Source organism: Sphingobacterium lactis, from assembly GCF_051951495.1.
Taxonomy (GTDB): Bacteria; Bacteroidota; Bacteroidia; order Sphingobacteriales; family Sphingobacteriaceae; genus Sphingobacterium; species Sphingobacterium lactis_A.
Genome location: NZ_JBNHAS010000002.1, coordinates 23202 through 45054, shown reverse-complemented (window position 1 = coordinate 45054; position 21853 = coordinate 23202). Strand labels below are relative to the sequence as shown.

General features: G+C 38.8%; 20 protein-coding genes. 7 read left to right on the top strand and 13 right to left on the bottom strand.

The window, feature by feature from the left end; all coding sequences use genetic code 11:
• Positions 1-3: 3 nt before the first annotated feature.
• From ACP6L2_RS07920 to ACP6L2_RS07910, 3 genes are all read right to left on the bottom strand, one after another.
• Complete coding sequence (locus ACP6L2_RS07920; protein WP_440508717.1) at positions 4-585, bottom strand: hypothetical protein; 582 nt, start codon at positions 583-585, stop codon at positions 4-6.
• 2 nt (positions 586-587) lie between these two features.
• Complete coding sequence (locus ACP6L2_RS07915) at positions 588-1031, bottom strand: hypothetical protein (protein ID WP_440508716.1); 444 nt, start codon at positions 1029-1031, stop codon at positions 588-590.
• Between the two features lie 80 nt (positions 1032-1111).
• On the bottom strand, positions 1112-1381 hold the full coding sequence (locus tag ACP6L2_RS07910; RefSeq protein WP_344673378.1) for a YtxH domain-containing protein: 270 nt from the start codon (positions 1379-1381) through the stop codon (positions 1112-1114).
• 391 nt (positions 1382-1772) lie between these two features.
• On the opposite strand from ACP6L2_RS07910, the gene ACP6L2_RS07905 reads away from it, so the two are divergent.
• Positions 1773-3308, top strand: a complete 1536-nt coding sequence (locus ACP6L2_RS07905) for a YifB family Mg chelatase-like AAA ATPase (RefSeq protein WP_440508715.1) — start codon at positions 1773-1775, stop codon at positions 3306-3308.
• 49 nt (positions 3309-3357) lie between these two features.
• Here the strand turns inward: ACP6L2_RS07905 and ACP6L2_RS07900 are convergent, their stop codons facing one another.
• Genes ACP6L2_RS07900 through rsfS form a run of 4 tightly spaced genes read right to left on the bottom strand, consistent with a single transcriptional unit; the run spans position 3358 to position 7176 of the window.
• Entirely contained in the window at positions 3358-3987 is a 630-nt protein-coding gene (locus ACP6L2_RS07900; RefSeq protein WP_344673380.1) for a rhomboid family intramembrane serine protease, read from the bottom strand.
• Positions 3988-4635 (bottom strand): LutC/YkgG family protein, encoded by a 648-nt coding sequence (locus ACP6L2_RS07895; protein WP_440508714.1) that lies wholly within the window; start codon positions 4633-4635, stop codon positions 3988-3990.
• A gap of 50 nt (positions 4636-4685) precedes the next feature.
• Positions 4686-6758, bottom strand: coding sequence for an ATP-dependent zinc metalloprotease FtsH (gene ftsH / locus ACP6L2_RS07890; protein WP_440508713.1), 2073 nt, complete (start codon positions 6756-6758; stop codon positions 4686-4688).
• A 43-nt stretch (positions 6759-6801) separates the two neighbouring features.
• Complete coding sequence (rsfS, locus tag ACP6L2_RS07885; protein ID WP_344673383.1) at positions 6802-7176, bottom strand: ribosome silencing factor; 375 nt, start codon at positions 7174-7176, stop codon at positions 6802-6804.
• Between the two features lie 47 nt (positions 7177-7223).
• On the opposite strand from rsfS, the gene ACP6L2_RS07880 reads away from it, so the two are divergent.
• The 6 genes from ACP6L2_RS07880 to gloA2 all read left to right on the top strand — a co-directional run bounded on the left by ACP6L2_RS07880 (position 7224) and on the right by gloA2 (position 13482).
• Positions 7224-8003, top strand: coding sequence for a biotin--[acetyl-CoA-carboxylase] ligase (locus tag ACP6L2_RS07880; protein ID WP_440508712.1), 780 nt, complete (start codon positions 7224-7226; stop codon positions 8001-8003).
• A 92-nt stretch (positions 8004-8095) separates the two neighbouring features.
• Positions 8096-8548 carry a protein-disulfide reductase DsbD domain-containing protein gene (locus ACP6L2_RS07875; protein ID WP_344673385.1) on the top strand — a complete coding sequence of 151 codons (453 nt, stop codon included), beginning with the start codon at positions 8096-8098 and terminating at the stop codon, positions 8546-8548.
• 77 nt (positions 8549-8625) lie between these two features.
• Entirely contained in the window at positions 8626-10338 is a 1713-nt protein-coding gene (locus ACP6L2_RS07870) for a protein-disulfide reductase DsbD family protein (protein ID WP_344673386.1), read from the top strand.
• Between the two features lie 51 nt (positions 10339-10389).
• The gene (gene pfkA, locus ACP6L2_RS07865; RefSeq protein WP_344673387.1) at positions 10390-11364 is read left to right on the top strand and encodes a 6-phosphofructokinase; all 975 of its coding nucleotides are present in this window, start codon (positions 10390-10392) and stop codon (positions 11362-11364) included.
• Between the two features lie 421 nt (positions 11365-11785).
• Positions 11786-13090, top strand: coding sequence for a UDP-N-acetylmuramoyl-tripeptide--D-alanyl-D-alanine ligase (locus ACP6L2_RS07860; protein ID WP_440508711.1), 1305 nt, complete (start codon positions 11786-11788; stop codon positions 13088-13090).
• Positions 13090-13482: an SMU1112c/YaeR family gloxylase I-like metalloprotein gene (gloA2, locus tag ACP6L2_RS07855; RefSeq protein WP_440508710.1), complete on the top strand. Its 393-nt coding sequence runs from the start codon at positions 13090-13092 to the stop codon at positions 13480-13482. Before ACP6L2_RS07860 ends, gloA2 begins: the two co-directional genes overlap by 1 nt.
• A gap of 461 nt (positions 13483-13943) precedes the next feature.
• Here gloA2 and ACP6L2_RS07850 read toward each other — a convergent pair whose 3' ends face one another.
• From ACP6L2_RS07850 to xseA, 6 genes are all read right to left on the bottom strand, one after another.
• Positions 13944-14387 (bottom strand): RrF2 family transcriptional regulator, encoded by a 444-nt coding sequence (locus tag ACP6L2_RS07850; RefSeq protein ID WP_344673390.1) that lies wholly within the window; start codon positions 14385-14387, stop codon positions 13944-13946.
• 47 nt (positions 14388-14434) lie between these two features.
• Complete coding sequence (pafA, locus tag ACP6L2_RS07845) at positions 14435-16075, bottom strand: alkaline phosphatase PafA (RefSeq protein WP_440508709.1); 1641 nt, start codon at positions 16073-16075, stop codon at positions 14435-14437.
• Positions 16076-16086: 11 nt separating this feature from the next.
• Entirely contained in the window at positions 16087-18894 is a 2808-nt protein-coding gene (gene uvrA / locus ACP6L2_RS07840) for an excinuclease ABC subunit UvrA (protein ID WP_440508708.1), read from the bottom strand.
• 84 nt (positions 18895-18978) lie between these two features.
• On the bottom strand, positions 18979-20103 hold the full coding sequence (locus tag ACP6L2_RS07835) for a cytochrome-c peroxidase (protein ID WP_440508707.1): 1125 nt from the start codon (positions 20101-20103) through the stop codon (positions 18979-18981).
• A gap of 198 nt (positions 20104-20301) precedes the next feature.
• Positions 20302-20526 carry an exodeoxyribonuclease VII small subunit gene (gene xseB, locus ACP6L2_RS07830; protein ID WP_440508706.1) on the bottom strand — a complete coding sequence of 75 codons (225 nt, stop codon included), beginning with the start codon at positions 20524-20526 and terminating at the stop codon, positions 20302-20304.
• Positions 20516-21853: an exodeoxyribonuclease VII large subunit gene (gene xseA / locus ACP6L2_RS07825; protein ID WP_440508705.1), complete on the bottom strand. Its 1338-nt coding sequence runs from the start codon at positions 21851-21853 to the stop codon at positions 20516-20518. The genes xseB and xseA overlap by 11 nt, the downstream gene beginning before the upstream one ends.

The following is a 21853-nucleotide window of genomic DNA, read 5'->3' as shown; positions in this document are numbered from 1 at the left end:
GGTTTAGTAGGCTTCGCTATCTTTAGGAATGCCGTATATATTGTCTTGCACCGACTCTTCAGCGGTTATCATTGGCGGATGATGAGGTGGTGCAGGATTAATTACTTCACCAATTACTGGTTCCTGTAATTTTTCCTTCTTCTTTTTCTTCTTTGGTTTGATGATATCGGTTAATTTGCCGATCCATGAGGACACATTATCCTGATTTACATTGCTTGCTGCGGATTCAGATGCCAAAAGCACCAATCCTTTTTTCAGCCAACCAGCATTTTTTAATAGTGTTTTATTGAGCACTAATGGCAGTCCTACTTGTAAAGTTTTAGTTAACCAATCTCCTTTAGTGTTCTTGGATGTTGCTTTACCTATTCCTTGTACTAGACCTTTCAGCATTCCTACACCGGGAACTCGATCTAATAATAAGTTTGCTATACGAGCAGGGGCTTCAACTTTATGTTTAAGCAAGACATACTGATGTTTCAGAAAGCGCTCTTGATCTTTCTTAAGACTTTTCAACCGAGCAATCTCTAGATTTAACTCTGTCATATTCGTCACCTTATTACGTTTATTTTTGCTATCCACAATCATGCTTACAATCCCTCCTGTTTTGATTGGTTCTCTTGCTCTTCTTTAACCGCTTCTCTTATATTTTCTTTTAACTCCTCTTCATCGTTGTCTTCCTCATCCCATTTAGTTAAAATACGTTTGATGGTAAGATCCATAAATTTGGCTTCCAACTTTGGTTCTATAGCACGAATGATAAGCAAGATCACCAAGAATATACCTCCAGTACTAAGGAAACCTAATGAATAACTTCCTAAGAGTTCACCTAAATAAAATCCAAGCGCTAAGGACACAAAGAATACGATCAATAAAGTCAACAAGACCTTACTGGCATCAACGATCAAGGATCCTAGGATCCTGGACATTCTTGATATTCCTTTTAATTTAAGTAATTCAAATTGAGTTTCTAAGTATTCTTTAGACTTCTCAAATGAATCTGAAATTGAAAATTTTTGTTCTTTTTCTTCCATGCATATCCCCTAAAAGGAAATTGCCAAGCCAAAGAAAGTAGCTTGGCAATTTCTAATGTATAAATCTATTCTACTTTGACTTATGCGTGCTCTTCGATTTCCTCATCGATAAAGCCTTCTGCTTTTCCAAGCTTAGATTTCAAAGTAGCAACGATCTTTTCTTTAAAGTCATTCAATTGATCGAACTGCTCTTCTGCGCGCTCTTTGATAGCATCTCCCAAATCAGCTAGTGACTCATTGATTTTCTCTCTAGTCTCGCTTCCTTTTTCTGGTGCGAACAAAATTCCCAATACTGCACCTGCTGCTAAACCAGCTAAAAGGGCTGTTACAATTTTACCGTTATCGTTCATTTTATTTTGCAATTTAATGGTTAAACCAATTCTTTATTTTAGCTATATATTTATAACAAAAAATAGACCGAATCGTTTTAAATAACAAAACTTTATTGTATTTCAATCTGACATTTCTTGTCTATCTCGTTTTTGTTATTGCATAAGTTACTAAAAAAACGCCGCTTAATCAACTTTAAGGCTGTTTAGATCCAGATATGTAGTCTAATAACCATAAATAAATTTTCCCAGTCTGACCTTAAAAACACAGTCTACTGTGGATGCCAATCTTCAAAATCCTTGTTTTTATTTGAGTAGAACCCACATTTTAATCGTATCCCCACCGTGTTAACTTTATGTTATTCTTGATATAGATAATTTTATTTCACAATAAATAAAATTATTTTCGTACATGTTGACAAAAACCTATTGTAGTGCCGTATTTGGCATTGAAGCAAGCAATATCACTGTAGAAGCTAATGTGACAAACGGATTAAAATATTTTATTGTTGGGCTCCCTGACAATGCTGTCAAAGAAAGCTTACAACGAATCGAAAGTGCCATTTTGTCTATCGGTTATCGGATGCCACGACAAAAGATCGTTATTAACCTTGCACCAGCTGATATTCGTAAAGAAGGGTCTTCCTATGACTTAAGTATAGCCATCGGTATATTAGCCTCTTCAGATCAAATTAGAACAAGCAAACTAGCCTCCTACTTAATTCTTGGCGAATTATCACTTGATGGTAAGATATTACCCGTAAAAGGTGTCCTTCCTATTGTTCTCCAAGCAAAAAAAGATGGTTTCAAAGGCATTATATTACCAAAGTTAAATGCGGAAGAAGCGGCTATTGTAGAGGGAATTGATGTCATTGCTGTAAACGACCTTAAACAAACCTGTGAATTTCTTAATGATTTCATCCAAATTAGTCCCAGTTTGGTTGATATCCATGAAATATTCGAACAGCAAGTTAATTCCTATGATCTAGATTTCTCGGACGTGAAGGGGCAGGAAAATATCAAACGTGCATTGGAAATAGCAGCTGCTGGAGGACATAATGTAATTCTCATCGGTCCACCAGGATCAGGAAAAACCATGTTAGCAAAGAGAATCCCGACCATATTGCCCCCATTGACTATAGATGAATCTTTAGAAACAACAAAGATCCATTCTGTATCTGGCCTATTACCAAATTCCAGCTCCTTATTAACCGTAAGGCCTTTCCGGGCACCACATCATACCATTTCGGATGTAGCCTTAGTAGGTGGCGGAGCAAGCCCCCAGCCTGGTGAAATATCATTAGCTCATAATGGTGTCTTGTTTCTTGATGAACTACCTGAATTTAAACGAACTGTTTTGGAAGTAATGCGACAACCTTTAGAGGCTCGCTCCATTACAATCTCCCGAGCTCGCTTCACAGTAGACTACCCAGCCAGTTTTATGCTCATAGCAGCCATGAATCCATGCCCTTGCGGATATTATAACCATCCCAATAGAAACTGCAGCTGCGGCTTTGCAACTGTTCAGAAATACATCAGCAAGATCTCAGGTCCTTTACTTGATCGAATCGATATACACATTGAGGTTACTCCAGTTGAATTCAATGAGCTCAGCACCGTTCGTACTTCAGAAAAGAGTATAGACATAAGGGCGAGGGTAATTCAAGCTAGGCAAATACAGGAAGAGCGCTTTAAGAATCAACCTCTAATACACAGTAATGCACAAATGAAAGTAAAAAATATACGGGATTATTGTGTAATCGATGAAACCGGAAAAGGCTTACTACAACGTGCTATGGAAAAATTGAATTTGTCTGCTAGAGCTTATGACCGCATACTTAAAGTAGCAAGAACCATTGCTGACCTTGATAATTCCATAGAAATTAAAAATGCACATTTAGCCGAAGCTATTCAGTTCCGAAGTTTGGATAGGGAAAGTTGGAGATAAGATAGTAGTTAGTAAATTAAGTAGTTTGAAGATCTACTCTGAAAACTCACTAAAACTGTCCAATAAAGTGGTTTATGATCCCTGGAAACATTAAGATGGTCAAGATTAAACCTGTTAATGCACCGAATAAGTGGGCATCATGGTTGATACCATCATTCGCCCTTTTAGAAGCATAAATACAATAAACCAAATAAAGACCAGCAAATAAATAGGCCGGCATTGGAATAGCGAAGAAAATATAAAGCTTGGTTGTTGGATAGAAAAGAATAAAGCTAAACAATACCGCTGAAATAGCACCTGAAGCCCCTAAGCTATGATAACCATAATCATTCTTGTGTCTAATGATAGTTGGTATATCACTTAGTATTAAACCCACGATGTACAACAAGGCAAACATAAGATGTCCAATCGAACCCATTTCTTGTACAAAGATTCCCTCCAAGGCAAAACCAAAATAATAGAAGGTGATCATATTGAAAAGAAGGTGCATCCAATCCTTATGAATCAAACCGCTCGTAAAGACTAAATAGAATTTACTCTTATCTCTGCTAATGCTATAAGGATGTAACATCAATTTTCCAAACCATTGTGGATTAGAAAAAACGTATATGCTTAATCCTATCGTCAAAGCGAAAATAACACTAGCAACAGGAAAGTTAAATAGATAATGTTGCAACATCTAAAAACGGTCTTCGAGTAAAAATAAATAAAGCTCTTTTGGGCCATGCGCCCCTAACACCAATCTCTTTTCAATATCAGCTGTACGGCTAGGGCCAGTAACAGTCGTGATCATCGACGGAAGATCTTGTTTGTACTTTTCACGGATAATTGCCATTCCATGTTTGATGTCCATAACCAACTGTGAAGCTCTTGCTATCACGATATGTATAGGCGGGTAAACACTCAAACGGCGTCCAGATTCATTCGCATTGCTTAGCATAATGCTACCATTACGGGCAATGAGTGCCTCACAACCGGTAATGCCAGCTTCAGCCTCATCAAAATGTACCTGTGTACTACGATATGGAAATCCGTATTGATCCAATAACTGCTGAACCTCCTTTTCCCAAACATACATTTTGGAAAGGTTCAACTTCTCTACCAGGATAATGAGATTCTCAATGAGGTTGATCTCACCATCACAGTATATAAATTTTCCGGAGACTTGAGTAAACTCCCTAGCAAAGGTCACATCCAATGGCTCCTCTTCATCTTTATATAGCGGAGTTTCCTCAAACATAGGATGAGGGTTCTCACGCTTTTGAAGAAGCGCTTGACGGATTTTCTTTAACATCTTTTCCTTGGCAGTAGTATTCCGGATATTCATGGTTATATATAAACGCAGACAAGGCATGAGCTGCCTTGTCTGCTAATTTATTATTTTTCTTCTGTATTCGTATTGTTATTAACTGTTTGCTCTGTATCGTCCAAATCACCTGTAGGAATAGGCAAATCAGTTTGTGGAACACCACCACCATCTGCACCACCATTTACAAACTCATCGTAAGTAGTTTTGTTGGAGAACGGACGTTTACCAAGAATTTCCTCTAGATCAGCTTGGAATAAGATTTCTTTCTCCAATAACTTCTCAGCAATTTTGATTAATCCGTCTTGCTTTTCTAGCAACAATAATCTCGTACGCTCGTAAACCTCCGAAATCAATGTTCTTACTTCATCATCGATTAATTCAGCCGTCGTATCAGAATATGGTTTCTGGAATTGACTATCTCCAGCACTATCGCGGAAAGATACATTACCAACTTTATGGTTCATACCGTATACCGCAGTCATCGCATAAGCAAGTTTAGTAATTCGCTCCAAGTCATTCTGTGCACCGGTACTGATTCTTCCAAAAGTAATATCTTCAGCTACACGTCCTCCCATCGTCATACACATACTGTCAATCAGTTGTTCGGTCGTATATAGGAACTGCTCTTTTGGCAGGTATTGTGCATATCCTAAAGCGGCAACACCACGAGGAACAATAGATACTTTCACCAATGGATCTGCATGTTCTAGGAACCAACCAGCAATAGCATGTCCTGCTTCGTGATAGGCAACGATTTTCTTTTCCTCAGGAGAGATGATCTTGTTCTTTTTCTCCAAACCACCAATCACACGGTCAATCGCATCTTGGAAGTCTTGCATATCAATTGCACGTTTGTTCTTACGCGCAGCAATCAAAGCCGCCTCATTACATACGTTAGCAATTTCAGCACCAGCAAAACCTGGAGTCTGTGCTGATAATTTCTTAGCGTCTACACCCTCAGCCAATTTCAATGGTTTCAAGTGAACATTGAAAATATGCTCACGACCAATTAAATCTGGCTTATCGATGGAGATTTGTCTATCGAAACGACCTGGTCTCAATAATGCCGAATCCAATACATCCAAACGGTTAGTAGCAGCCAGGATAATAACCCCTAAGTTTGTACCAAAACCGTCCATCTCAACCAATAATTGGTTCAATGTATTCTCACGTTCATCATTTCCTCCCATAATGGAGTTCTTTCCACGAGCTCGACCGATAGCATCAATCTCATCAATAAAGATGATACAAGGTGCTTTCTCTTTTGCTTGTTTAAACAAATCTCTTACACGTGAAGCACCAACCCCAACGAACATCTCCACGAAATCAGAACCTGACAGGGAGAAGAATGGTACTTGAGCTTCACCAGCAACAGCTTTCGCTAATAAGGTCTTACCAGTTCCCGGAGGACCTACTAAAAGGGCTCCTTTCGGTATTTTACCTCCTAAATCAGTATATTTCTTAGGGTTTTTCAAGAAGTCAACAATTTCCATGACCTCTGTCTTCGCCTCTTCCAATCCAGCAACATCGTTGAAGGTGATGTTAATCTGCGATTCTTTATCAAATAATTGTGCTTTAGATTTACCAATGTTAAAGATAGCACCACCGCCACCTCCAGCACCGCCATTCATTCTACGCATCAAGAAAATCCAGATGGCTACAATGATTAACAATGGAAGCATGAACGATAAAAACCAACCGGCATAAGGATTTGAACGGTCTTCGTAAGACACGCCAATCTTAGGCTGGTTAGCCGCTAAACTATCTTGAGATGCTTTCAACTTCTGCTCCAATACTTCTGATGAAGCTTCAGAGAAAACATATTGTGGACCTTGGTTAGAAGATAAATTTAAAGAATTATTGCTTTTTGCAATATCCTTATACTTTTCTTCACCTAGACGATCTTTTTTAATAAATACTTCTACATCCCATAAATCGTTGCTCTTATAGGCAACAAGTTTTTCCACATCTCCAGTAATTAAGGATTTGCTTTCAAACTCTTTATAGGTGATTCTTTTAGGCCCATCAGAACTAAACAAGTACTGAAGACCAAAAAATCCTATAAAAATGGCGATCCAAAGCCATATCATATTGAATTTTGGTGGCATTGGCGTAATTTTCTTACTCGGAACTTTCTTCATTTATTCTCTATACTACGTAATTTTTAAACTAATTATTGGCCCATTAAGCACTCTGATAAGTACTTACGTGCGCATCACCCCAAAGGTCTTCGATTCTATAGTGGGATCTTTTTTCAGATTGGAAAATATGAACGACTACATCTACAAAGTCTAATAAAATCCATTCGCCATTTCCCTGACCTTCTTTATGCCAAGGGTCTTGACCAAATGCTTTGTAAACTTCATCTTCTACACTTTTAGCGATTGCATTGACCTGCACAGCGGAATCAGCATGACAAATTACGAAGTAATCTGACAATGTCGCATTGACCTCTCTCATATCCAACCGCACTATTTCGTTTCCTTTTTTCTCTTGCATCCCTAATATCACAACATCTGCAAGCTTTTCGGATAAGGAACCTTTTTTGTTTCTACTCATTAAGAAATATTATACTTTTGATAAAAATATTTTAAAACCATTATCTTTTGCAAAATAACACATTTTCGGGAGAATCCCCCTCTCAAAACATAATTGTTTTGGATGAAATTGGCTCTACCAATGATTATTTAAAATCTGAACTGTCAAATTTCAAGCCATTTGCAGAATGGACTGCCATAATGGCAAGACACCAAACCGCCGGAAAAGGGCAAAGAGGCAATACTTGGCTTGTTCCCCCTAATAAAAACCTAACGTTTAGCACCTTCGTACTCCCAAAAGAATTACTATTATCGCAGCATTTCTTTTTAAATATTCTAGTGAGTTTAAGTATCTGTGATTGGCTTGAAACCCAAGGACTTCAAGCAGAAATAAAATGGCCAAATGATATATACCTCAACGGAAAAAAGATTTGCGGAATCCTTATCGAAAACACCGCACAAGGAAATAATATTCGTCAATCTATTATAGGAATTGGAATCAATGTAAACCAAGAAGAATTTCCTAAAGAAATCCAACAACGGGCTAGCTCTATTCTTTTAGAAACAGGCAAAACTATCCCAAGTTTAGAAGTAGCATGCGCCCAAATATTAGTACATCTTCAAAAAAGATTCTTCAATTTCTCGGGACAAAAGGATGATCTCGAACGTTTATTAGAGGAATACAATAAGCAATTATATCTGAAGGGGATTCCATCATTTTATTCGTCTGAAAATAAAATTTTTCAGGGAACCATTCAAAAGGTTGATAATGAAGGACAATTATATCTAACAATAAATGAAAAAGAAAAGGTCTTTCAATTTAAAGAGCTGAAATTTCTTTTGCAATAAAATGATTACACGGATAAATTATCGAACATATAATCCTAACTTTGAATTAAACTTTATGAAAACTTTATAGTCAATTAACAAAACGGTTTTTTATGAAAAAAATAAATCTATTAATCGCCTTAGTATTATTCACTGTCACAGGTGCATTTGCTCAGGTATTCAAACCCGTACAGTGGTCAGTAGCTACTAAGAAGGTGAACGCGAAAGAGGCGGTAGTTTTAATCAAAGCTAACGTTGAACAGGGATGGCACATTTACGGTTTAAATGTTCCTTCGGGAGGTCCTATTGCGACTTCATTTACCTTTACGCCAGATAATGGTGCTAAAGTAAGTGGAAAAGTTGCAGCAAAAGAACCTAAATCTAAATACGAGGATGTATTCAAAATGAATGTTCCTTATTACAATGGTGAAGTAATCTTCCAACAAAAGGTAGCATTAGCAAATGGCAAACCTACCAAAGTTAAAGGAGTTGCAACATTTATGGCTTGTGATAAAGAGCGTTGTTTACCACCAGATGAATACGAATTTACTGTAACTATTAAGTAAGATTTTCGTTATATCGCATAGAAAAAGGCAGGGATTCCCTGCCTTTTTCTTAGCTTTGCGCCCATAAACTAACAATTATGTTAAATTTGAAGCATTTTTTTATAGCCACATGTTGGCTTTTTCTTTCATTAACAGCACCTCTAGTAGGTTTTTCACAAGATTCTTTAATTAATGTCGAGGATGTAGAATTTTCTTCTGGTCAGGAAGAATCTGCTGATACTGGCTCTGCACTTATCACAAACTTTGAAGATGTTGAATTCTCTGATGGTCAAGATACTAGTGCTCAAGATACCAGCGCTGCAGTTGCAGCAACTCCAGATGCAAACAAAGATGATAGCAGTGTCTCATTATGGGGAATATTCTTGAAAGGTATTGCAGGTGGATTTATTGCATTCTTAATGCCATGTATCTTCCCGATGGTTCCTCTTACCGTAAGTTTCTTCACGAAAAAATCTGGAAGTACAGCGAAAGCCGTTCAACAAGCATTCTTATACGGCTTGTTTATCATTGTGATCTATGTAGCCTTAGGTATGTTAATCACAATTACGTTTGGAGCAGATGCATTGAATGCCCTCTCAACAAACGGTATATTTAACTTCCTATTTTTCCTACTCCTTGTGGTCTTTGCAGCATCCTTCTTTGGTGCATTCGAAATCACATTACCTAGTTCTTTTGTCAATAAGATTGACGCTAAATCAGACAAAGGTGGATTGATTGGATTATTCTTCATGTCTGCGAGTTTAGCGGTAGTATCTTTCTCTTGTACTGGACCAATCATTGGTACTTTATTAGTAGACGCCGCTACAAAAGGTGACCGCTTAGGCCCTGCTATTGGTATGCTAGGTTTCTCTATGGCACTTGCCATTCCTTTTGTCCTGTTTGCCATGTTCCCTTCTATGTTGAAATCATTACCTAAATCAGGTGGTTGGTTAAACAGTGTGAAAGTGGTATTAGGTTTCTTGGAATTAGCATTAGCTTTAAAATTCCTTTCCAACGTAGATTTAGCTTACAACTGGCAATTCTTAGACCGTGAGGTTTTCTTAGCCCTATGGATCGTTATTTTTGGCTTAATGGGATTATACCTAATTGGCAAGATCAAGTTCTCTCATGACTCCGACTTGAAATTCATGTCTGTGCCGAGAACAATCATCGCCATTATTGTATTCTCATTTGTTGTTTACATGATCCCAGGTATGTGGGGAGCACCGTTGAAATCCATTTCAGCATTCCTTCCTCCTATCGGAACACAAGATTTTGACATCTCATCAGGAACAGGAGCAGTAGCTCATGCTGGTTCAGCAGATGCTGCAAGCAGAAAATACTACCAACACTTCCATGCTCGTGCTACATTGAAAGGTATGGATCCATACTACGATTACGATGAGGCATTAGCAGCATCCAAAGCACAGAACAAACCTTTATTGGTTGACTTTACAGGATGGAACTGTGTAAACTGTCGTAAGATGGAAGCAACCGTATGGTCTGATCCTAGCATCAAAAGCATGATCAATGAGAAATTCATTCTTGTTGAATTATATGTTGATGACAGTGTATTGGAATTACCAGAAGCGGAGCAATATGTTTCTGAAGTAAGTGGCAAGAAAATCACAAAAGTAAGTAAGAAAAACTCGGAATTCCAGATCACGAGATTCAACTCTAACTCACAGCCGTTATATGCTTTATTAGATAATGAAGGCGAGTTGTTGATTCCTACAAGTGGGGCGAATTACGAAATCGAAAGTTACAAAGCATACTTGCAATCAGCTTTAGATGCTTACCATAAGAAGTAGGCTAATCTAAATTTAATATTCGTAAATGCTAGTAAATCGTATATTTGAGCTATGAGTCACATTAAGAATATTGCTGTTTTAACTTCTGGAGGAGATTCTCCAGGTATGAATGCAGGCATTCGTGCCGTAATCAGATCAGGTATTTATCACGGAATGAACATGTTTGGTATCCGCAGAGGATATGATGGCATGGTACAAGGAGATATAATGGCGATGGATGCTAAATCCGTAGCAAACATTATACAACGTGGTGGTACCATCCTTAAAACAGCGAGAAGCGAAGAATTCAAGACGCTCGAAGGTAGAAAACAAGCATACGAAAACTTAAAAAAGCATAATATTGATGCCCTAGTGGTAATCGGTGGTGATGGTACTTTTACAGGTGCATCCAAATTCATTGAAGAGTTTGATATTCCAATTATCGGAATGCCTGGTACCATTGATAATGATTTGAACGGTACTGATTTTACTATCGGATATGATACAGCTATCAATACGGTAGTGGATGCAGTCGATAAGATCAGAGATACGGCAGAATCGCACGATCGTTTATTTGTAGTAGAAGTAATGGGTCGTGACTCCGGATTAATAGCATTGCGTTCAGGTATCAGTACTGGTGCTGAAGCTGTATTAATCCCTGAATTGGAGGTAGATTACGATGCGATTATGAAACGTCTGGATAAAACCAGAAAAAACAAAGCATCCCGTATCATTATCGTAGCTGAAGGAGATAAGGAAGGTGGACTAGTAGTAGCAGAGAAAATCAAAGCGAATTTCCCTGCATATGATGTTCGAGTTTCCATCTTAGGCCATATACAACGTGGTGGAAAACCTACCTGTATGGATCGTGTGTTAGCTAGCCGATTAGGTGTAGCAGCAATCGAAGGATTACTAGAAGGTAGAAAAGGTGAAATGGCCGGCCTAATCTGTGGAAATGTGCAATTCACCCCATTCAGCAAAGCCATCAAACACATCGATAAAATCAATACCAACTTAACAAGGATTGTAGAGATACTTTCATTGTAAGGCAAAACATATAAAAAAACAGGCAGCGGAATATCCGCTGCCTGTTTTTTTATAGTATTTAGTAGTAAGTATTTAGTAGATAGACCTATTGGCGGGATAGATTTATTGAGCGTATTAACGGTCGAAGCATGCTTCGACCCTACGGTTATGGTCCTTAGGAACAATAAAATCACGATTGTTTGTAGGGTCGATGCATGCATCGACCGCCTACGCCCCACTACAAACCCCTTTCTAGTATAGTTTGGAGTTTGTTCGGCAAGCCTCACAATGACCTGGCCTATGGTGGGGGAAATGGAGACTCCTCACTTCGTTCTGAGTTGTAAGGAACATAACCCCTATCTCTATCTCAAATCTCATATCTCTCATCTAATAGCGCAGCGGTCTCAAATCTATTCCCTACATTTGTTTAAAATTACACAGGATGCAAGTTGCAGAATTATACCAGCTATATTTAACCTATCCTAAGGTTTGTACAGATACACGTCAGATTAGTCCAGATTGTCTTTTCTTCGCTTTAAAAGGTGATTCTTTTAACGGCAATAGCTTCGCTGAGCAGGCATTGGCTGCAGGCGCTAAGTATGTGGTAATTGATGACAAAAATTATTACCAGGACAACCCGGCCTATATCTTGGTGGATGATGTATTAACAAGCCTTCAGGCATTGGCAAAATACCATCGCTTGCAACTGAATATTCCATTTATTGGTATCACCGGTACTAACGGCAAAACCACCAGTAAGGAATTGGTGCATGCTGTATTATCACAGCGCTATAAAACATTTGCTACAAAAGGCAATTTAAATAACCATATCGGAGTTCCTTTAACGATTCTTTCCTTGCCTAAGGATTTGGAAATCGCGATTATTGAAATGGGTGCAAACCATTTAGGGGAGATTGCTTTCTTGTGCGATATCGCGCGTCCTACGCATGGTTTTATCACCAACGTAGGCAAGGCCCACTTAGAAGGTTTTGGTTCCTTTGAGGGCGTTATGAAGACCAAAGGAGAGCTATATGATTTCCTGAAGGCAAACCATGGACAGCTATTTATTCAGGGGGATAACGAATACCTAACTTCAATGGCTGCAGATCGAGGAATTGACAATGCCATAACTTATGGTTTCTCAGGGATTAATTCCATTCAAGGCGGTTTGGTTATTGCCGATCCATTATTGACCATCTTCTGGAAATTGGCAGAAGAGAAAGGACAACAAGAGGTAGCTACGCATCTGACAGGGGCCTACAACATTGAAAACATGTTGGCAGCAGTGGCAATCGGACATCATTTCGAATTATCTGCTTTGGAGATCAATGCAGGGCTGAATGGCTATGTCCCTCAGAATAACCGCTCGCAGATAAATAAAACCGAAAAAAACACAGTGATAGCCGATTATTACAACGCTAATGCCAGCAGTATGGCGGCCGCTATTGCGAATCTGCAAGTTATTCAAGCAGAAAAGAAAGTAGCTATACTAGGTGATATGTTCGAGATGGGTGATCAGAGTGAGGAAGAACATAAAAAGGTTATTGAACAAGCTAAGAAATTGAATTTGAACGGCTTGATTTTCGTTGGCAAAGCCTTCTATGCCTTACGTGATGAAGAAGCACAATATTTCGAAAGCACCGAAGATCTAAAAACCGCATTAAAAGAAAAGCCTTTAGAGGGAAATCTAATTTTACTTAAAGCTTCTCGCGGAATGGCATTTGAAAGACTAATGGAGCTATTGTAATGGCCTTAAACCTGCAGAAAATACAACATATAGCCATTATTTGTTCTGACTATGCGTTATCCAAGCAGTTTTATACAGAAATACTCGGGCTAGAAATAATCCGTGAAGTGTATCGATCTGAACGGAATTCCTATAAATTAGATTTAGCTTTAAACGGCAATTATATAATTGAATTGTTTTCCTTTCCTGAACCTGCTGAACGCCCCTCCTATCCCGAAGCCACCGGTCTACGGCATTTGGCTTTTCAAGTAGAAGATTTAGAAGAGGAAATTGAAAAATTGCTTTCCTATAAAATATCTGTTGAAGAAATCCGTTTAGACCCTCATACAGGAAAAAGATTTACATTCTTTCAAGATCCAGATGGTCTACCTCTAGAGCTTTATGAAAGCTAATCAACGGTCAACAAATTAAGTAAACAGTATCATTTTCTAGACTTCCAATCCATATTGGCTATAAACCACTATGTATTCACTATACATTCCCTCGTAATAGCTTAGGGTTTGCTTAGGGTTTGCTTTGATACACTTAGGGAATTTCTATGGATATTACTCGGATTTCTTTCGGATCTCGTTCGGTCGGAACCGAACGAGATCCGAAGGAGATCCGAACAAGTTCCGAAGGAGATCCGAAGGAGTCTCGAAGCAAACCCCTGTGAGAGACGTTGAGACTACAGACAAAAGACGACAGAAATCAGTCTAATATCCCAACAGAAAATAGTCGAAAAGGGAGTTCATTTTTTTGTTGGTTTTCAATATTTTGCAAAAAATAAGGACAAGCATAATCACTTGTCCTTATTTTCATTTGTATGGATTTAATAGTCATTTAAGAGCAGAGAACCCTTTTATTTTGACTATTAATTACCTGTTTCCAGGTTTAACTCCTTTTCTTTATTAATCAGATTAGAGATACTGGTGTCATTCAGTATCTGAAGCATGGCATTACGAACCTCCACAAAGGTATCTCGAATACCACAAGCATGTTCTTCCACACATTCTTCACAAGAACGATAGAAGTTCAAACTAACACAAGGCAACAAAGCGATAGGTCCATCGATCAAGCGCATAACCTGAGAAAGATAAATATCTTCTGGTGCTTTGTTCAAACTATATCCACCACCGGCACCTTTTTTAGAGTAAAGGATTCCGGCATTACGCATTTCCAAGAGGATTTGTTCCAAGAATTTCTTGGGAATTCGCTCTTCCTCTGCAATCTTACCGATTTGCATGGGGTCTTTTCCGTAATTCCGGCCCAATACCATCAGGGCCTTAATAGCATATTTCGTTTTCTTTGATAGCATAGAATAAGCTTGTTTTGCTAATCTTCAAAAATACTAAAAATAACAGACTATTTCTGTAACACCTCTACAATCGGTTTCCCGATAGAACCATTCGGTTCCATCACATGCAATAGTGACGAAATAGTAGGTGCAATATCCGTTATATGGGTCACCTTATTGGTTTTTCCCTTATTCACACCCCAACCCATAAACACCAATGGGATATGAGAATCGTAAGGTGTCCAGGTACCATGTGTCGTACCTGTAGAACGTGGTGTTCCATCATACCATTGAGGCTCTGTAATAATCTGGATTGCTCCTGAACGCTTGCGATTATAGCCATTGATAATCTTTTCACGAAGTACAGATGGAATCATCATATTTTCTCCACCTTCCATATCTACGACAAAAGCAACACCGTCCTCATGGCGTAATGTTTTGATAATCGACTTCTTCACTTTCTCTTCATCCAATTTCTTGCTTTCCATAACAGCGTAATTCAAATGAACCTGGTAATTCATCAAACTGATTACCAAATTTTCCACTCCAAATTCTTCTTTTAAAGATTCATTTAAGCTTCTAATCAACTGTCTAGAGAAGAAATAACCACCATTTCCACGCATATCCATAAAATAGCGAGAGTTATAAGATGCGGCATGGTCAGCTGTTAAGAAGAAGGTATAATTACCTTTTCCAACGGTACTGTCTAAGTATTTTAAGAAAGCTGCAATATCCTGATCTAAGCGAAGGTAGATATCTTCAATTTCCACGGATGAAAGTGAATATCGGTGACCAACATAATCGGTTGCTGATAAACTCACTGCCAAGAAATCAGTAGCTTTGGTTGGGTTATTACCTAACTTTTCTTGCTTAATTGCTTCTTTAGCAAAGTCTAAAGTAAAGGTATTTCCGAAAGGTGTTGTTTTGATCAATTCATATCCTGCATCCTTCATCAGTTCCGATGTCTTACGAGGAAAAGTTGGCGACTTCTCGCCTGCCCACTTGCCTTCATACACATTATCATCATCAATACTGTTGTTTTTGTAGGTATCAATTGGGTATAGTGTATTCCAATCTTGCTTCAAATATTTATCTGCAAGCTGTTGTTTATTGAATCCTTGCACCCAATTTGGCAGGTTTTCCATATAATAGGTACTGCTAATCCAATCGCCGGATTTAGCTTCAAACCAATAAGCCGCATTGGCAAAGTGACCTGCTGGCAAAATACCACCACGATCTTTAATGGCAATACCAATTACTTTAGATTGGAAATTAGTCGCTAATTTTAACTGATCGGTAACTGTAGAAGCCAGTAGGTTTCTAGGAGATTGTTTCCCTTCTTTTTCTGTAGTACCTACTCCCTGTACCGCATCATCTTGTGTACAATACATGGAAGTACCAGTTTGTTGTTCGATCCAGTCATTTCCGGCGATGCCGTGAATGGCAGGAACGGAACCCGTGTAAACGGAGCTGTGCCCGATTGCGGTAAATGTTGGGACATAGTCGATAATAGTATTCTCACAAGTAAAACCTTCACGAAGGAGACGCTTGAAGCCATCATTACCGTAGCGATCAGCAAAGCGATAGAGGTAATCCCAACGCATTTGATCGACCATTAAACCAACAACCAATTTAGGCCTTTCTACTTGTGCTGCCACAAGATTGCTGATTAGGGTCAGCAACAACAGAAAACTAAATTTTTTACGCATAATATTTGAGTTTAAGTATTTGAATTTAGGTGACGTTTAAGGTAGTCACCTGTATAGGATTGATTACAAGTTATTAAATCTTCCGGTGTTCCTGCAAAGACAAGGTTACCTCCTTTATCACCACCTTCAGGGCCTATATCAATGACCCAATCTGCCGACTTGATCATATCCAGGTTATGCTCAATGACTAAAACGGTATTCCCTAAGGCTATTAATGCCTGGAATGCTTTTAGCAATTTACCAATATCATGAAAATGAAGTCCGGTTGTAGGTTCATCGAAGATAAATAAAGTTTTCTTCTGATTATTCCCTTTGATCAAGAAAGATGCTAATTTAATCCTTTGCGCCTCACCACCAGATAAGGTACTCGAAGACTGACCTAGTTTCACATAGCCTAAGCCCACTTCTTGAAGTGGCATTAATTTATTTAATATTTTAGGTTGATCTGCAAAGAAACTGATAGCCTCATCCACGCTTAAGTCCAGAACATCCGATACGGATTTCCCTTGGAATTGAACATCCAGAACATGTTGTTTAAATCGTTTTCCCTCACAGGCCTCACATGGCAATACAATATCTGCCATAAATTGCATCTCGATCTTCACAACACCCTCACCTTGGCATACCTCACATCGTCCACCCTCCACATTAAAAGAAAATGCGGATGGCTTCAGGCCATTTGCCTTAGCGGCAGGTAAACTAGCGTATAAAGATCGGATTTCATCCCATGCCTTCACATAAGTTACCGGATTGGAACGTGTGGAACGTCCAATAGGATTCTGATCAACCATCTCAATTTGTTCGATCTGATCAATCGCTCCTTCTAAGCTATCAAAAGCACCAGTCTGATCACCGGAATAATTCCCAACAGCCTTTTGCAAAGCGGGATATAATATGCGTTTTACCAATGAAGTCTTACCCGATCCAGATACTCCGGATACCACCGTAAAGACATTTAATGGAAAATCGACTGTTATGCCTTTTAAATTATTTTCTCGAGCAGCATTTACACGAATAGCCTCGTTCCATTTCCTTCTTTTTGCTGGAACCGGAATGGACAATTCACCATTTAAATACTTCCCTGTCAGGCTCTCCTTATCTTTTAAGATCTCTTGATAAGTCCCTGCAAAGACCAATTCGCCACCATTAATACCCGCCTCAGGGCCGATATCAATCAGGTAATCTGCCGCCTCCATCATTTCTTGCTCATGCTCCACCACAATAACCGTGTTGCCAGCATCACGAAGTGATTTCAATACAGAAATTAAGCGTTGTGTATCTCTTGGATGTAGACCAATGCTCGGCTCATCTAATACATAGATTGAACCCACCAAAGAACTACCTAAAGAGGTGGCAAGATTAATACGCTGAGACTCTCCACCAGAAAGACTATTGCTAAGGCGATTTAAAGTCAAATAGCTTAACCCAACATCACTTAAGAATTGTAGACGATTGACAATCTCGGCTAACAGACGTTTTGCAATTATAGCATCATGATCGGAAAGTTTAAGCGATTGAAATAAAGACAATGCTTCATCTAAAGGCATTAAAACAATATCAGTAATGGAATGTCCATTAATCTTCACAAAGGAAGCGTCTTTCCTTAAGCGAGTCCCCTTACATTCCGGACAATCGGTCTTTCCGCGGTAGCGGGATAACATGACACGATACTGTATTTTATACGTTTGCTCTTCTAATTCGGAGAAGAAGTCATTCAATCCACGGAAATAATTGTTTCCTGTCCAAAGGACTTCTTGTTGAGCCTTAGTCAAATCACTATAAGCACGATGAATAGGGAAGTCGAATTTAATGGCTGTGCGAACCAGTTTATCCAACCAGGCTCCCATTTTTTCTCCACGCCAAGGGGCGATAGCCCCATCAAATACCGAACGACTCTTATCAGGAATTACCAGGTCTGGGTCAATCCCTATTACTTTACCGTATCCCTCACAACGCTTGCAGGCACCATAGGGATTGTTGAAACTAAAGAAATTCGGAGTTGGTTCCTCGAAAACAATTCCATCAAGTTCAAACTTATCGGAAAACTCAAACCTATCTTCATTCACCTCAACGACACATTCTCCCTTACCTTCAAAATAGGCAGTCTGAACAGAATCTGCTAAACGATTAATCGTATCGTCCTCATGATCCAATACCACACGATCAATAACAATAAAGATTTCACCCTCTTTAAAGGCTTTATTAGCAATGGTATTGTCTTCTAGAACAGACTCTATCTTAAGGATCTTATCTCCATGTTTAATACGCACAAACCCTTTTTGTAGTAAAAGAGAAAGTTCTTCTTTCAATTTACGCTTGTTCGTAGGGATTAAGGAACTGTAGATCGTGACGGTTGAACCATCCTCATAGGCAGTTAGGCGGTCAACAATAGAAGATATGGTATCTTTACTTACCTCTTGACCAGAAACAGGAGAAATAGTCTTTCCGATTCGGGCAAACAGTAATTTTAGGTAATCATATATTTCGGTTGAAGTTCCTACAGTAGAGCGGGGGTTGCTGGAAATCACCTTCTGTTCGATGGCAATTGCCGGAGCAATCCCTTTGATATAGTCCACATCGGGTTTATTCATCCTTCCCATAAATTGACGGGCATAGGACGACAGGGACTCCACATAACGGCGTTGTCCCTCTGCATAGAGGGTATCAAAAGCTAAAGAAGACTTTCCGGATCCTGACATCCCAGTTATAACCACCAACTGGTTTTTGGGGATGTCCGTATCGATGTTCTTTAGGTTGTTTACACGGGCTCCTTTTATTTGGATGTGTGACTTAGGGGTATGATTTGCATTTTTTTGCATAACTTTCAAAGGTATGCAAATCTACTGATATGCATCGTGCAGTCAGCAGATTAAATTACCAATCTTGCAATATAGTTACAAAGATTAGCGTGGCAGTTTCTCTGGTCGGTTCATGCGATATTTGGTCGCAGTAATGGCATGTAAGAAGGCTTCAATCTGCTTAATCTCTTCTTTAGTTAAGTCCAATTTCTTCATTAACGGGTCAATCCTAGGGTGCATAGGATCGGCCTCTTGTTCTGCTGTTTTGGGATTATTCATGCCCATACCGCTATTGTACATGTTCAACAAGCCTGTCATGTTCTCAAATAAGCCATTATGCATCCAAGGATCTGTATTCATGACATCGCGAAGAGATGGCGTACGGAATTTTCCAACATCCTTAGGGTCTTTAGTGACCTCATATCGTCCAAGATCTTGGTATTTACGCTTGTAATAGGTCAATCCGATATTGTGAAAATCCTCATCGGTCATAAATTGACCATTGTGGCAATTCATACAGCGCGCTTTTGTGCGGAATAAGTGCAATCCGGCAATCTCATCATCGGTTAAAGCATTATGTTTTCCATCTAAAAACTCATCAAACCTGCTTCGTCTACTGGTTAAAGTACGTTGAAAACTTCCCAGTGCCTTCATAATCTCTGGCATGGAGAAGTCATCATCACCGAAGGCAGCTTTAAACAATTCTCGATAAGCTGGAATGGCTTTTAACTTAGGAACCAATTTGGTGAGGTCCATTGCCATTTCATTATGTGCCTCTATTGGACTTAAGGCTTGCTCTTCTAATGAACGTGCTCGCCCATCCCAAAACATGGTCTTACGGGCATAAACGTTCAATAAAGAAGGAGTATTACGGGTGCCGACTAAATGGTCATGCCCTACAGGAACAGTAGAATGGTCTGCCCATGAAGTCTGTGGATTATGACAGGAACTACAAGAAATCTGATTAGAACCTGAAAGAATGGGATCGAAGAACAAGAATTTACCCAATTTAACGTCTGGGCGTTCCATTAATGAGAAATAACTGGTATCAATCTTCGGAAGGGATTTAAACTCTTGCCAGTTTACACCGCTATCAATTGTTGGTTTTGGCCACTCTTTAACGGGTTTGCTGTACAATGCACGAAGATCATTCAATCCTTTATCAGAAAGAAAAGCTGTACTCAAAACTGTAACTCCAACGATTGCCGCTATGACAAAAATCCGCTTCATGTTCAATATCCTTTATAATTCCAATTGCAATTGAACAAAGCCAATGGTGAATTCACACGCAGGGTATTAGGATTTGTTCAGATTGAATTGATGCAAATTTAAACTAATTCTAAATAATAAGGGAATTATTTAGAATTTATGCTTTAAAATCGCTTAAAAGGACTTTATATTTACAGATAATTGAAGAAAATAAAGGTCTTACTCTGATTCTTGATTTTTAGAATCCTCTTTTTCGAGCTTTTTCAACAGTTTTTCGACTTCTTCTTCCGAAGCAGTCAATTTTGCTTTGCAAATCCCTAATAACAAGGTTGCTCGATTAATTTTCTCTGTTAGCTCATCAACTGCAACATCACCAGATTCAATATCCGAGACAATTTCCTGCAATTCATCAAAAGCGTCTTTATAGGTGTAATTATTTTCCATGATTTTCTATCTTTTGGGTTACGGTTGATTCAATTTGTCCATCCTCCACTTGGATGGATAAGGTACTTCCTACCTCTACCTGATCCAACTGATGGACCGCTTTTCCATCTAAGCGAACGATGCTGTAACCTCTTTTAAGGACATGAATAGGATTCAACATTCCTATCAATCGTTCAATCTGTAACAAGCTGGTATTTTCATTTTTCAACAACACTTTACTCATCCTTTGCATATCTTGACTCATTTGTTGTAGCTGAGACAACTCTTGTTTGAGTAAGAGCTTAGACCCTCTTAATAGTTGTTGTGCACTTTGTTCTAACTGTGTTTTATTCTTTAACAATTGGGTTTTAGAATTCCAATTGATCGCATTTACCAATTCGTTTAAATGCAGATGTTCTTGTTCAAATAATTTACGAGCTGCACGAACAATACGTTCTGTTGCTTCGTCTACAGGTAATGCGAAATTATGAAACTTCTGGATTAGGAAGTCGGCTAATTCACTTGGTGTAATAGCATTTTTATAAGCCACCATTTCACTGACGGTCTCATTTGTGGAATGCCCAATTCCAGTTAATACAGGTAATGGAAATATCGCAATTGCCTTTGCCAAAAAGTAATTGTTATAGGAGGTTAAACCAACATCTCCACCCCCACCACGAATAATAGCTACCGCATCATAATTCTCCATGCGTTCAGCAATTACTTCTAATTGACGGATTATACTGGGGATTGATTTGTCGCCTTGTAATAAGGCGGGAAATAAGGTTGTAGAAAAACGATATCCCCAAGGATTACCATTGATAATCTTATAAAAATCGGATAAGCCTTTGCTTGTTTCTACGGAAATAATGGCCAAACGCTTAGGAACCATGGGAAATGGCACTAAACGATTCGCATCAAATAGACCTTCTTGCTTTAATTTTAGGATACTGGCTCTTTTTTCTTTCTCCAGCTCCCCTAACACAAAGGTTGGATCGATATCCACGATCTTCAAACTGAAGCCATACAAAGGATCATAAGAAATACCGGCCTGAAAAAGCATCGTTATACCTTCTCTAAGTGGCTCTCCAAGAATTTCTATGAATTGCCTATTGATCCGTTGGTAGTCCATTTTCCAAAGGATAGAGCGCATCTCTGCGATAATCTTTCCATCCTTTTTCTCTAACAACTCGGGATAACAGTGACCTGAGTGACTGTAATGGTTTAGCTTATTCATCTCAGCCTTAATCCAATACAAACTTTTGTACCGCTCAGCTATCGTTTTTTGAATACTTCGCGACACTTCTGAAAGTGTAAATATGGTCTTGTCCTCCAGAATCTCAGGCAT

Bases quoted from the DNA above. Each gene is read 5' to 3' on its own strand.
- ACP6L2_RS07920 (WP_440508717.1), bottom strand. From the start codon at position 585: ATGATTGTGGATAGCAAAAATAAACGTAATAAGGTGACGAATATGACA.
- ACP6L2_RS07915 (WP_440508716.1), bottom strand. From the start codon at position 1,031: ATGGAAGAAAAAGAACAAAAATTTTCAATTTCAGATTCATTTGAGAAG.
- ACP6L2_RS07910 (WP_344673378.1), bottom strand. From the start codon at position 1,381: ATGAACGATAACGGTAAAATTGTAACAGCCCTTTTAGCTGGTTTAGCA.
- ACP6L2_RS07905 (WP_440508715.1), top strand. From the start codon at position 1,773: ATGTTGACAAAAACCTATTGTAGTGCCGTATTTGGCATTGAAGCAAGC.
- ACP6L2_RS07900 (WP_344673380.1), bottom strand. From the start codon at position 3,987: ATGTTGCAACATTATCTATTTAACTTTCCTGTTGCTAGTGTTATTTTC.
- ACP6L2_RS07895 (WP_440508714.1), bottom strand. From the start codon at position 4,635: ATGAATATCCGGAATACTACTGCCAAGGAAAAGATGTTAAAGAAAATC.
- ftsH (WP_440508713.1), bottom strand. From the start codon at position 6,758: ATGAAGAAAGTTCCGAGTAAGAAAATTACGCCAATGCCACCAAAATTC.
- rsfS (WP_344673383.1), bottom strand. From the start codon at position 7,176: ATGAGTAGAAACAAAAAAGGTTCCTTATCCGAAAAGCTTGCAGATGTT.
- ACP6L2_RS07875 (WP_344673385.1), top strand. From the start codon at position 8,096: ATGAAAAAAATAAATCTATTAATCGCCTTAGTATTATTCACTGTCACA.
- ACP6L2_RS07870 (WP_344673386.1), top strand. From the start codon at position 8,626: ATGTTAAATTTGAAGCATTTTTTTATAGCCACATGTTGGCTTTTTCTT.
- pfkA (WP_344673387.1), top strand. From the start codon at position 10,390: ATGAGTCACATTAAGAATATTGCTGTTTTAACTTCTGGAGGAGATTCT.
- ACP6L2_RS07860 (WP_440508711.1), top strand. From the start codon at position 11,786: ATGCAAGTTGCAGAATTATACCAGCTATATTTAACCTATCCTAAGGTT.
- gloA2 (WP_440508710.1), top strand. From the start codon at position 13,090: ATGGCCTTAAACCTGCAGAAAATACAACATATAGCCATTATTTGTTCT.
- ACP6L2_RS07850 (WP_344673390.1), bottom strand. From the start codon at position 14,387: ATGCTATCAAAGAAAACGAAATATGCTATTAAGGCCCTGATGGTATTG.
- pafA (WP_440508709.1), bottom strand. From the start codon at position 16,075: ATGCGTAAAAAATTTAGTTTTCTGTTGTTGCTGACCCTAATCAGCAAT.
- uvrA (WP_440508708.1), bottom strand. From the start codon at position 18,894: ATGCAAAAAAATGCAAATCATACCCCTAAGTCACACATCCAAATAAAA.
- ACP6L2_RS07835 (WP_440508707.1), bottom strand. From the start codon at position 20,103: ATGAAGCGGATTTTTGTCATAGCGGCAATCGTTGGAGTTACAGTTTTG.
- xseB (WP_440508706.1), bottom strand. From the start codon at position 20,526: ATGGAAAATAATTACACCTATAAAGACGCTTTTGATGAATTGCAGGAA.
- xseA (WP_440508705.1), bottom strand. From the start codon at position 21,853: ATGCCTGAGATTCTGGAGGACAAGACCATATTTACACTTTCAGAAGTG.